This window comes from Megasphaera cerevisiae DSM 20462, assembly GCF_001045675.1.
Lineage (GTDB): Bacteria > Bacillota > Negativicutes > Veillonellales > Megasphaeraceae > Megasphaera > Megasphaera cerevisiae.
Genome location: NZ_LEKT01000026.1, coordinates 26,086 through 37,806, shown reverse-complemented (window position 1 = coordinate 37,806; position 11,721 = coordinate 26,086). Strand labels below are relative to the sequence as shown.

11 protein-coding genes and 2 pseudogenes are annotated in these 11,721 nt (G+C 38.7%); 3 read left to right on the top strand and 10 right to left on the bottom strand.

Annotation, left to right across the window (positions count from 1 at the left end; genetic code table 11):
- Nucleotides 1–275, bottom strand: a pseudogene (locus AB840_RS08840) (IS1634 family transposase); the annotation flags it as partial.
- A gap of 339 nt (nt 276–614) precedes the next feature.
- On the opposite strand from AB840_RS08840, the gene istB reads away from it, so the two are divergent.
- Nucleotides 615–1,367: an IS21-like element helper ATPase IstB gene (gene istB, locus AB840_RS08835; RefSeq protein ID WP_078791756.1), complete on the top strand. Its 753-nt coding sequence runs from the start codon at nt 615–617 to the stop codon at nt 1,365–1,367.
- 3 nt (nt 1,368–1,370) lie between these two features.
- Nucleotides 1,371–1,526: a hypothetical protein gene (locus tag AB840_RS17120; protein WP_159445821.1), complete on the top strand. Its 156-nt coding sequence runs from the start codon at nt 1,371–1,373 to the stop codon at nt 1,524–1,526.
- 213 nt (nt 1,527–1,739) lie between these two features.
- Here the strand turns inward: AB840_RS17120 and AB840_RS08830 are convergent, their stop codons facing one another.
- The 9 genes and pseudogenes from AB840_RS08830 to AB840_RS08795 all read right to left on the bottom strand — a co-directional run bounded on the left by AB840_RS08830 (nt 1,740) and on the right by AB840_RS08795 (nt 11,032).
- The gene (locus AB840_RS08830) at nt 1,740–2,864 is read right to left on the bottom strand and encodes an ABC transporter permease (RefSeq protein ID WP_048514473.1); all 1,125 of its coding nucleotides are present in this window, start codon (nt 2,862–2,864) and stop codon (nt 1,740–1,742) included.
- A gap of 3 nt (nt 2,865–2,867) precedes the next feature.
- A complete protein-coding gene (locus AB840_RS08825) occupies nt 2,868–4,001 on the bottom strand; it encodes an ABC transporter permease (RefSeq protein WP_048514472.1) in 1,134 nt (377 codons plus the stop codon).
- A complete protein-coding gene (locus tag AB840_RS08820; RefSeq protein WP_048514471.1) occupies nt 3,998–4,969 on the bottom strand; it encodes an ABC transporter ATP-binding protein in 972 nt (323 codons plus the stop codon). Before AB840_RS08820 ends, AB840_RS08825 begins: the two co-directional genes overlap by 4 nt.
- Nucleotides 4,959–5,900 carry an ABC transporter ATP-binding protein gene (locus tag AB840_RS08815; protein WP_048514470.1) on the bottom strand — a complete coding sequence of 314 codons (942 nt, stop codon included), beginning with the start codon at nt 5,898–5,900 and terminating at the stop codon, nt 4,959–4,961. Before AB840_RS08815 ends, AB840_RS08820 begins: the two co-directional genes overlap by 11 nt.
- Nucleotides 5,901–5,904: 4 nt before the next feature.
- On the bottom strand, nt 5,905–6,897 hold the full coding sequence (locus tag AB840_RS08810; RefSeq protein WP_053078157.1) for an HlyD family secretion protein: 993 nt from the start codon (nt 6,895–6,897) through the stop codon (nt 5,905–5,907).
- 288 nt (nt 6,898–7,185) lie between these two features.
- A complete protein-coding gene (locus AB840_RS08805; RefSeq protein WP_048514469.1) occupies nt 7,186–7,773 on the bottom strand; it encodes a TetR/AcrR family transcriptional regulator in 588 nt (195 codons plus the stop codon).
- A 163-nt stretch (nt 7,774–7,936) separates the two neighbouring features.
- Nucleotides 7,937–8,244 (bottom strand): annotated as a pseudogene (locus AB840_RS16085) (Tn3 family transposase); the annotation flags it as partial.
- Nucleotides 8,245–8,405: 161 nt separating this feature from the next.
- Nucleotides 8,406–8,879 (bottom strand): hypothetical protein, encoded by a 474-nt coding sequence (locus AB840_RS08800; protein WP_048514468.1) that lies wholly within the window; start codon nt 8,877–8,879, stop codon nt 8,406–8,408.
- An 11-nt stretch (nt 8,880–8,890) separates the two neighbouring features.
- Nucleotides 8,891–11,032: a DNA topoisomerase 3 gene (locus AB840_RS08795; protein ID WP_048514467.1), complete on the bottom strand. Its 2,142-nt coding sequence runs from the start codon at nt 11,030–11,032 to the stop codon at nt 8,891–8,893.
- Nucleotides 11,033–11,118: 86 nt separating this feature from the next.
- Here AB840_RS08795 and AB840_RS08790 point away from each other — a divergent pair, with 86 nt between their 5' ends.
- The gene (locus AB840_RS08790) at nt 11,119–11,697 is read left to right on the top strand and encodes a helix-turn-helix domain-containing protein (RefSeq protein WP_048514466.1); all 579 of its coding nucleotides are present in this window, start codon (nt 11,119–11,121) and stop codon (nt 11,695–11,697) included.
- The last annotated feature ends 24 nt before the right edge of the window (nt 11,698–11,721 follow it).

Genomic DNA, 11,721 nt, shown 5'->3' with positions numbered 1-11,721 from the left:
TGCTCATAGGCTTTCCGGTGACTTTCTACCAGATTTCCTGTCTGCAGTTCTTTACACAATGTAACAATCCGTTTATCAAAAGCCTGTTCATCGTCCGCACCTTTTTCGATACTATAATAGTAATGGATGTAGATCCTGCGTTTATCTCTGATAACATCTCCTTTGTAGGGACGTTCTTGTACATAATCCCATTCGCTTGTTACGGTGCAGCCATAGGTGTTGATTCCTTCATCAAAGTTCGTAAACATATGCCGCCCCATCACCGGTATCAACACGATGCTAACCACTTTGATGGCACGAAATATCGCATGTGGGCCAGAAATATCGGCCAACAAGCTTATGCGGTTATTGATCATCTGCTATCTTCACAAATTACTGAAGAACAGGCGTATCGCTCTTGCATGGGAGTATTACAATGCTCTAAGAAATATGGCAATGAACGTTTGGAAGCCGCCTGCTCGAAAGCCATTACTATGAAGTCTTGTACCTACTCCACCATATCTACCATCCTAAAGAACGGTCAGGATAAGATACTTGCCTCTACAACGAGCAAGCCCACACCTAGACATGAAAATCTGCGCGGCTCTGAAGCCTACGTTTAGGAGGTGGATGAGGTGATTAACCAAACCCTAGATAAGCTAAGCAGTATGAAGCTACGAGCTATGGAGCAAGAATACCGACGGCAGATAGAACTGTCTGCAAATGCAGCCCTATCCTTCGATGAGCGTCTTGCCATGATGGTAGACGCTGAATGGTTAGCTAAGGCTAACAACCGATTACAGCGATTCCTACGGGAAGCAAACCTGAGAGAACAGGCTGCAAGTCTTGAAAACCTTAGCTTCGATGTGAAAAGATGTTTAGACAAAGCAGTCATTGCCCACCTTGCTAATTGTGGCTGGATTAAAGAAGGCAGAAATCTCATCGTCACCGGGGCAACCGGCACCGGAAAGACTTACCTTGCTAGCGCTTTTGGCAATGCCGCCTGCAGAAAGAGTCTAAAGGTTCGCTCTTACAGGGTAAATCGGCTGCTGACCGATCTGGCGATCGGACGTGGTGACGGTTCATACAATCGGTTACTTAACGATCTAAAAAAACCGGATTTACTCATCTTAGATGACTTTGGCATGGTTTCTCTTGATCCTAGCGCTTGCCGAGATCTTCTTGAAGTAGTTGATGATCGTCATGGTAGAAAGTCCATCGCCATATCCGCTCAATTACCGGTAGCAAATTGGCATGGTGTATTTGAAGACGCCACCATCGCTGATGCAGTGTTGGACAGACTGGTTAACAATTCTCATAGAATCGAGCTAAAAGGACCAAGTCTAAGACCACACAAGCTAGAAGGTGGTGGTAGCACAACTGAGTAATCTATGATACACTCCAAGCATGAGGTGCCGGCCTTTGGCCGGATAGGCAAGAACGATGGCCGGATACCGCAAGAATGGTGTCCGGATACTTTAGGAATGATTGGCCGGATGGCACAGGAATGCCGGTCTGAATTGACGAGAATAGCCATGTTGCCTTAAAAGATTGTTAATATCCATGGTGTTTTCTCCTTTAAATTAATTCCAATTTCACATTATTATTTAACGACAGTAAGTAACATTTTGAACTTATCTACTGCAACCAAACTATGTGGAATATTTGCAGGCATCACAATACCTACTAGAATTATCACAAAAAATTTTTGATAGAATATCACGATGTATACTCCTCCTACTATTTTGAGACTTATATAACTAAGCAATAGTCTTACTAAATCTTTTGACGGCCAGCGCTAATACCAAATTCCCCAAAATAAATAGCGCCAAAATTTGCGGCCATAATATTACTACCCCCACACCTTTTAAAAATATCCCCCTGATTATTACCAAAAAATAACGAAGCGGATTAAAATAGGTTAAAAATTGAACAATATCTGGCATATTATCAATAGGAAACATAAAACCGGATAAAAGTACTGCCGGAAAGTAAAAGAAGAATGTCGACATCATTGCTTGTTGTTGTGTATCTGATATAGTAGATATCACCAGTCCAATACCAATTGTAGTCATTAAAAAAAAGGCATTTGCTACAAATAATGTAAAAATATTTCCTCGAACTGGTATATCAAACCAAAAGACGCTAATTAAAGCAACAAAAATCATATTTAAAAAGCCTATAAAAATTGATGGCATAGTCTTTCCTAAAATAAATTCGGCAGATGTAATAGGGGTCACAACAATTTGCTCCATAGTGCCTATTTCCTTTTCTCTTACCACGGACATACTTGTCAATAGAAGCGTGACCAGCATTACAATAATAGCAATAACTCCAGGTACGTAAAAATCTCGACTAACAAGATTTTCATTAAACCATGCTCGTGTCTGAAGATTTACCTCTCCTGTTTTTTTCCCAATTCCCCCAGTTTGTTTTTGCAACAATTCTATAGCATTGTTCTTTATAATGCTGCTGGCATAATTCAAAACAACACTTGCGGTATTAGAGTCAGTACCATCGACAATAATCTGAACCGGTGCAATTGCGTCACTTTTGACTGCACCACTAAAGTCAGGCGGAATACGAACTACAGTTGCAACTTTTCCATTATCAATCAGCTCATTTATTTCACGTTCATTCTTTATTATTTCTTTGACTGAAAAATATCCAGAATGAATAAATCTATCAACTAAATCTCGACTTTCTGGTGTTTCCGCTTGGTCATATATTGCTATGTCCACTTCTTTAACATCTGTAGTTACTGCATAACCAAAAACCATGCTTTGAATTAGTGGCATAACCAAGATAATCGCCTTCATTTTAGGATTCCGAAAAACTTGGATAAATTCTTTTTTTATCATTTGTCGTAAACGTTCAAAAACCATGATTCATACCAACCTTTTTCTAAGTTTAATATTCGCAACGATAACAAGGATGACCGCAAAAAAGAGTAAAATTCCTGCCTCAGAGATTAAAATTGATATACCGACACCCTTCAAATAAATATTCTTTAATATCGTCACAAAATAACGGGCTGGAACTAAATACGTTATTCCCTGAATTACTGTTGGCATATTAGAAATAGTATACATAAACCCTGATAACAAAAATGATGGGAGAAAAGTCAATACCATAGCTAATTGGCTAGCAAGAAGCTGGGACCGCGTTACTATACTGATTAGCATCCCCATTGTAAGCGACCCAACGAGGAATATTGCCCCTGAGCCAAAAATAAGCATTGGGTTTCCTCGTAAAGGAACATTAAATAAAAACTGCCCCATTAGAACTGCTAGCAAAATATCCAACATCCCGATAGCAAAGTAAGGCGCTAATTTCCCTACAAGTAGTTCCATAGGTTTTAATGGTGTTGTAATCAATTGTTCCATTGTCCCATTCTCCCATTCACGAGCAATTGTAAGGGAAGTTAATAACGCAGCAATAACCATCATAATTACCGCAATGAGTCCTGGAATAATATAGTTTTTAGCTAACATATTTTGGTTAAACCACACTCGTGGTTTAGCTTCTAGTGGAACATTTACCGTTTTCTTTCCCTGTTGATACGCCGTTTTAATTAACAACGCACTATTATAATTATCTACTACCGTCTGAGCATATCCCATAGAAATTGTCGCTGTATTAGAGTCACTACCATCCACAATCAGTTGAATATCTACAGTCTGACCACTTTCCAATTTACGACTAAAATCATAAGGGATTACAAGTGCCAAAATTGCATCCCGTTTATCAATCGCTTGCTCAATTTCTTCATAAGAAGAGACATATCCAGTTAAACCAAAATAATGTGAAGCCGTAAATCGGTTAATTAGTTCACGGCTATTACTGGTACTGTTTTGATCCCATATTACTAATGGAACATTATCTACATCCAAGCTCAATGATGACCCAAAGAGGAATATTAACAAAATAGGCATAGCAATTGCCATTCCTAAGCTACGCCTATCACGAATGATATGAATAAATTCTTTCCTCATGATTGCAATTACACGATGAATATTCATTTAACCCCTCCTTGCTCCTCTCTATCGCGAGCTTCAATTATCGACACAAAGACATCTTCCAGCGAAGGATTAATTTTTTTCAACCCAATATACTCAACCTTTTGCTCCTTTAATGCCGCTATAATAGCTGAAATTTTCGTTTGTGCATTGATCACAGAAAGGTGTAATCCTCGTCCAAATAAAGCGGCTTCCTCAATTTCCGGAATTTTATTTATTACTTTCAGCATTGCAAACGGATCAGAACACTCTAAATTCAATATATCTTCGCTCATATACTTCTGGCTTAACTCGTTTGGCGTACCAAGTGCCACCAGTTCGCCTCGATAAATCATCGCCAATCGATCGCAATATTCAGCTTCATCCATATAGTGAGTTGTTACAAACACTGTTACCCCTTCAGATGCGAGTTGATAAATTAAATCCCAAAAACTACGACGAGATATTGGATCAACGCCTGAGGTTGGTTCATCAAGAAAAATAACTGGTGGTCTATGCAATAAAGCACAACCAAGTGCTAGTCTTTGCCGCCATCCTCCAGGAAGAATAGCTGTCAGGCTGTTCCGATGGTTATCAAGTCCAGCCATTTTAATTACCCATTCCTTACGTTCCCGCTTTTCTTTGGCAGGAATTTGATATATTCCGCTATAGAAATCAATATTTTCTTCTACTGTAAGATCTTCATAAAGAGAGAATTTCTGCGACATATACCCAATATGATTTTTGATCTTTTCTGTTTCTTTAAATACATCAAAACCAATTACATTTGCTTTGCCAGATGTGGGGATAATGATACCACATAGCATTCTAATCGTAGTCGATTTTCCTGCTCCATTTGGTCCAAGAAAACCAAAAATTTCTCCTTTCCTAACCTTAAAAGAGACTTTATTGACAGCTTGAAAATCACCAAATCGTTTCTCTAAATTTTCGACAATTACTGCATACTCAATTGTTTCTATATTAGCTGACATTAGAAACCCCTCCCGTATCAGACGCTATCATTGAAATAAAAATATCTTCCAATGATGGATTGATAATCTCTGTTTCCGCATTTACCCCCATATCAGTCAATAATTGCTTAACTATCTGTAATATCTGTGTTGATTCCCCAGGTAACACTACATGAATTTTGTCTCCAAATAAGCTTGCCGATAATGGAGACAATTCTTTTTTTAAATTCATAATAACTTCTCTCGACTTTTTACAACGGATTCCAATCAGGATCCCCGGTATCTGGCTTTTAATTTCATCTGGAGTTCCTGAGATTATCATCTTTCCTTGATGCAATAAGCCAATCTTGCTACACCTTTCTGCCTCATCAAGATACGCAGTGGAAACGAAAATAGTAACTTTTTCTTCAAGCAATTGATACAAAATTCGCCAGAAGTCTCGTCGCGACAAAGGATCTACACCGTTGGTAGGCTCATCAAGTAGCAAAACTTTTGGAGTATGTACTAAAGCACAAGCAAGTGCTAATTTCTGTTTCATACCCCCAGATAGATTTTTTGCTTGACGGTCACGAAACGGCGTCATATTACTAAATGCCAAAAGTTCAGCAATCTTTTCCTTTCTCTTTTTTCGTGACACATTATAAAGATCAGCATAAAAATCGATATTTTCTTGCACAGTTAGATCTAAATATAAACCGAAACGTTGGGGCATATAGCTGATGTAATTTTTTAGTTGTTCTGAATCTTTTATAGTATTACAACCATATACCCATGCATCACCATAAGTTGGAGCCATCAAACCCGCAAGAAGTCTCATCACTGTCGTTTTTCCCGCACCATCTGGTCCCACTAAACCAAATACTTCTCCTTCTTTAACTGAGATAGATATATTATTTACCGCAATATTATCGCCAAAATTCCGAGTCAACCCAGTCGTTACAATGGTATCCATAGCACTATTCTCCTTCCAAATTAATCACTGCATCGGCAGGCATTCCTGGTTTCAATTCATGTGCAGTATTTTCAATCGTAATCTTGATACGATAAACCAATTTCACTCGTTCTTCTGACGTCTGAATATTTTTGGGCGTAAACTCGGCTTCTGATGAAATAAAACTTATATAGCCGTTATAGTTTTTATTGGGATATGTATCAGTAGTTATTGATACTTTTTGTCCAAGTTTAACTCTGCCAAGATCGTTTTCTGGTATATAAGCTTTTAGCCATACATGATCAAGATCTCCGATAGTTACAATTGGAGTTCCCGCTGAAACATATTCACCAGGTTCAATATTTTTTGATAATACAAATCCATCGATCGGTGTCATAATTTGTGCATATGCTAATTGTGTTTTTGCTAATTCAAGTTGCTTTTTAGCTTGTTCAACTTTAGCTGAGGCTAATTCTATTTCTTCGTACCGTGGCCCTTCTTCAATTACACTTAGCTGTTGAGCGGCTTGATCTGCATGTGCACTCGCCGTTTTATACGTAGTCAGGCTTCGGTCTCTGTCTTGTGCAGATACCGCACTATCAATAAACAATTGCTGCATGCGTTGATATTCGGTTTCTGCATTTTTTTTATCCGCTTCGGCACTACGAACTGCAGCCTGAGCTGCTGATACGTCTTGACGTCGAGATCCATTTCTTAATTCTGAAAGAGTAGCCTGTGCCGCCAGCAATTGTGCATTAGCATTATCAACATTGAGTTGAAGATCCTTTGTTTCAAGATTAGCTATTAACTGCCTTTTTTTTACAGAATCACCTTCGTCAACCAATCGCTGATCTACATGCCCAGATATCTTAAAACCCACGTTTACCGTTGTTGTTTCAATGTTACCGGATACCTTAATTTGATTTGGATCGATTTGTTTTTTAAAGTACATCATATATCCACCAGCCACCAAAGCAATAATTAAAACTGGAATAAGTATCTTTACTCTTTTTTTCACATTTTTTTCCTCCAATTTTTTATTAGTAATTCAAATGGTCCTAAGCATGTCGATTGTGAATTGCCATTCACTTTTGCTGCAAAAAAATTTGTTTGTTTATCCCTCAGCCATACACTATCATCACACTTCCTATTCTAAAATCTTAATTTAACCCCTAATCCATTTTGAATCATTCTGTCTAACATACATCCATTAATAAAATTCGCTAAGAACTGCATCATTCATAACAATCGAATTTATTTTAGCACAGTCATTGTGAATTATAATTCACTTAAATTGCAAAAAAAATTAGTTTCGTATTCCTCGCGCATATACTGCCCACATTTCCTGTTTAAGAATATCAACTGAACTATCCTCTGATTGACTAAGAATAATGAGCGGTTGCATCATACCGATAAACAACAATGCTGTTGCTGCAGGATCAATTGTGGAAATGATATCACCATTGCATTGTCCTTTAGCTAAAATATTTTGTACTTGGTATGCATAGTCTGTAATAACTGAAATTATTCTCTTTTTCAAGGTAGGATTCTTGTTGGCAGCTAGCAAAGAAAAAACAATTCTAGGAATAGCTGGCTGTGTTTTCAGGAAGTCGGTGTGCAATTTATACAGCGATTCAAGTTTTCTCACAGCGTCGTTAGAACTTCCAGCTACGCTTGCAGCATTAGTTTGTAATGATCTGTCGACAAAATCAATTAGTACGTTGATAATTTCCTCTTTACCTCCAAAATGGCGATAAATGGCTGACGGAACAAGATTTATTTCAGCAGCGATATCGGCAACACTTAAGTTATCTAATCCGTTTTTTTCGATAAGTCGCAAAGAAGCACTAATAATTTCGTCTCTCCGTACTTCAGTTGTTTTCTTCTTGGTCATAATATCCCTCACATTGTGAATCATATTTCACTTTCAGTCTAGCATTTTTATTCTTTTTCGTCAATCTTATATTTCTTCTAATACATTGGACTATTTCGATGGCTCACCTTTCCTAATTCGTACGTTAGCCAAAATAACATCTATCGCACTATGAGGGGGCACATCACGCAACGAAATATAAAATGTTAAGACTGTACAAAGGTTGCCAGACATAATCACCAGTCAAATTTATGTTCCCATCCTAACTATGATAAGTGTGTTGTAATAAATTTTTATCAATTAATTGACCATCCCTTTTAGTGCTTGGATAGCTCAATCCAAATAGACGGTGTTCCAAAGAACAATGGCTACTGTTACCAGATTAAAACCGTTGGCATGATAACGTTGATTCCCAAAACTGCGGTCACGCATTTCACCCAATCTATCAAAGAATACCACGCGGGCCAGTGCCTTCCTTGCTTCGCCCTCATCTTGTACTTTTGGGACAGAAAAAAAGGAGCGTATCAATTTGTTATTGAGACAGCCCCATTCCTACTACCACAGAATACATCAAAATAATATGATTTATATACTTTTTCTTGACAGAGAATAGCAGGTCGTAGTTTCAAAACCCGCGATCAGCTCCAGTTAAACTATTTAAAAATCATATTTAGAAACAACAAAACCGGCGTTACAATTGCAGAAATAGTAATCAGTCTAAATCTCCCATCGTGCTCTTGCTCTACGGACTTCTGCCATTTATCTGCAGCTTTCTGCATCTGCTTGTAGTTCTTCACAGCATTATCGAAAATCTTTTTATATTCTTCCAAGCATTGCTCACGAACCATAGTCGGCAGCTCACTGGCAATGCACTGCACCGTTGCAGTTGTTGCGGTTAAGGTATCTATCATTTTTGGCAGGTTTTTCGTTGCCTCATCCAGGCGTGTTACCTGCTCGCTCAAAAAACGCAAAGTTTCGCTGATATCCACCAATAAAACCGATACAGATTTCTCTAGCTCCTGCCTTTTCTCTTCCTCCCAGTCTAATTCTGCAGACTGCTCTTGAGGCTCGATTTCCTGCTGTGCCACATATTCATCTTCTAACGATTCATCCATTTTCTCATCCATAATTGCCTCTTTTATTTATTCTTCATAGATAAATCCGGTTTCCCAGCTTTATCATTAAAAGTCTTGTCACATTTGCTACAGAGCCAGAACGACCCATTTTTCAAGATACGGACAAGTATTGTTCCACAGTCCGGACATTTAACAACAACAGGCTTTCCATGGTCATCCTCATAAAAAATCTTTCTGCCAGTTATTAGTGAAACACAATCCGCATTGTTGCAGATATAAAAGTATTTTTTTACTTTTGGCGAATAGCGCCGGAGGAGTTTCCCTTTATTACAGATTGAACACGTTTCAAATGCTTTACCCTTCGGCAGCGGAAATTCCCGATTTTCGGCAAACTGAATATTCTGGTGCACCATCGTAATCATTTCATCCATATATTCAGACAGGCTCTTTCTCCCTGCCGCAATTTCTGCCAAGGTATACTCCATTTCCGCCGTTGCATCCGGCAATGTAAGCGACTGATCGACGTTTTCTATCAGGCTGGTACCAAATTCTGTAGGTACCAGTTCTTTTTTTATTTTCGTCATACACGGCCCCACTGGCTTACCATTCATCGTATCTGCCTGCAGTTCCGCAATAATCGTATCCCGCGTTGCCGGAGTACCAATTCCTTTAACCTCTTTCAGTTTTTCCCTGTTAGGATTTTCTGCATCGACGAATCTCCAAATATTTGCCATAGCTGCCAAAAGAGTACCTTCCGTAAAACGTTTTGGCGGAGTTTTCACTTTATCAGCAATGGAATAATTTTCTTTTTCTATTTTGTCACCTACAGCAAGCGACGGAAGTTTCACGTTAGATTCCGCTGTTTCCATCTCTGGATCTTCCGCTTCATACACCTTATACCCCTGCTGTAAAACGACTTTTCCGCTACCTGTAAAGATTTCATCGGCAACAGCCAAATTGAACATAATTTTTTTATATTCATGTGGAGGAAAGAACTGCAGTACATACCGCTTTGCTATAAGTACATAGATTTTTTGCTCAGTTTCCGTTAGTTTTCCCGGCTGAATGCCCGTGGGAATAATGGCATGATGCGCCGTTATTTTCTGATCGTTGAAAGCCTTACTCGTAATCTCTATATCAGTAGCATCTGCTCCAGCAATCCCAATCGCTGCAAGTATAGGCAAAATTCTTGCAGCATCCTCTTTTTGTGATAATGGAATATAGTTACAATCACTGCGCGGATAGGATACATATTTCTTTTCATACAGATCCTGTACTGCAGTCAATACTTCTTTTGGCGAAACCCCATATTTCCTATTTGCCTCTACCTGTAAAGTATCCAAGGAATGAGGCAATGGCGGATGCTGCACCATATCCTTTCCCTGCACATCCCTGATAATAACCTCTGCTTTTTCGATTTTTAGCTTAATAGCCTGCAAAATATTTTTGTCTTTGATACGTTTTTCTTCATCCAATGGCAAATTTTCTGCTGGTTTCAAAACTGCCTTAAACGGAATACCATCTTTTTCGAAGATCCCTTTGAGTTCATAGTATTTTGTTGGCTTGAATCCTTTGATCTCTTTTTCCCGGTTAACAACCAGCGCCAGAGTTGGCACCTTTACTCGACCAATGCGAAAGGTATTTTCATAACCATATTTTCTCGCATTTACGGTATAGGCACGTGTAAGATTCATTCCAATCAGCCAATCCGCCTGTTCTCTCCCCAATCCAGCATAATACATATTTTCATATCTTTTATTATCTGTAATCTGTGCAAAAGCTCGTTTCAAACTTTCGTCATCCTTGGCATTAATAAGAATCCGCTGTACTTTCCCCTTAAACTGCAAATAATTAAGGATTTCATCAATGAGCAATTGGCCTTCGCGATCTGGGTCGCCCGCATGAACAACAACATCGGTTTCCATTAAAATCTTTTTTATCACGGCTAGTTGTGCAACGGCAGCCGCTGCCGGTTTCAGTTTCCAAACTTTCGGAAGTACCGGATAATTCACCCACGCCTCATATTCTTCGCCATACTCTTCTGGTGAAGCAAGCCCCAAAATATGCCCAAATGCCCAGGTCACTGTGGTATCTCTATGCTGAATATATCCTTTTTCTTTATGACAATTTCCATCCGGCCATAAATAGGCTGCCAAAGCCTTTCCTATATCCGGTTTTTCTGCTATATACGTAACTTTACTCAAAAGAAACACTTCCTTTTTATTTTTATTGTGATAAAATATAATATATATTATTTGTTTTACGGTAAATATATAAGTAGGTGATTAGGTTGAGTGAATTTGCAAAACGATTAAAAGAAATACGAAAAGGCAGAATGACGCAAGGCGAACTAGCTGATCTTTTAAATACAAGCCAAGTACAAATTTCTTTATACGAAACTGAGAAAGATGAACCAACGCTAGACATTCTTGAAAAAATCGCGGAAATCTTTGATGTGACAACGGATTATCTTTCTGGAAAAACGCCTACCAAGGATGCTTCCGTAGATACAGAAGTAGATACCTTAGCGCAACGTATCAAGGTTATTCGTGTATATTACGATAAATCACAGGAGGAATTCGCCAAAGATTTATCCATCAGTCAATCAGCACTTTCCTCTATTGAACACGGCACCATTCCCTCTGCAGAAGTCATCCAAAAACTTGGTAAAATGGGCTTTTCCCTTGAATGGCTGCTATATGGCGAAAATAACCAGCCAACTTCGCCAAAACAAGTCTTGGAAGATACTGCAGCAGATTGGGAACGGACACGCATCAATAAACTATTAAATGCCCTTTCTCATGACAAACTCAAACTTTGCCGTCAATGTTTGGAACTTTTCGTCTCATCCTTTACCAAAGAAAAATAGTATGTATACCTTTAGAGCAGGGCA

Excerpts from the sequence above, each read along its gene's own strand:
- AB840_RS17120 (WP_159445821.1), top strand. The coding sequence starts at position 1,371 with ATGATACACTCCAAGCATGAGGTGCCGGCCTTTGGCCGGATAGGCAAG.
- AB840_RS08830 (WP_048514473.1), bottom strand. The coding sequence starts at position 2,864 with ATGGTTTTTGAACGTTTACGACAAATGATAAAAAAAGAATTTATCCAA.
- AB840_RS08825 (WP_048514472.1), bottom strand. The coding sequence starts at position 4,001 with ATGAATATTCATCGTGTAATTGCAATCATGAGGAAAGAATTTATTCAT.
- AB840_RS08820 (WP_048514471.1), bottom strand. The coding sequence starts at position 4,969 with ATGTCAGCTAATATAGAAACAATTGAGTATGCAGTAATTGTCGAAAAT.
- AB840_RS08815 (WP_048514470.1), bottom strand. The coding sequence starts at position 5,900 with ATGGATACCATTGTAACGACTGGGTTGACTCGGAATTTTGGCGATAAT.
- AB840_RS08805 (WP_048514469.1), bottom strand. The coding sequence starts at position 7,773 with ATGACCAAGAAGAAAACAACTGAAGTACGGAGAGACGAAATTATTAGT.
- AB840_RS08800 (WP_048514468.1), bottom strand. The coding sequence starts at position 8,879 with ATGGATGAGAAAATGGATGAATCGTTAGAAGATGAATATGTGGCACAG.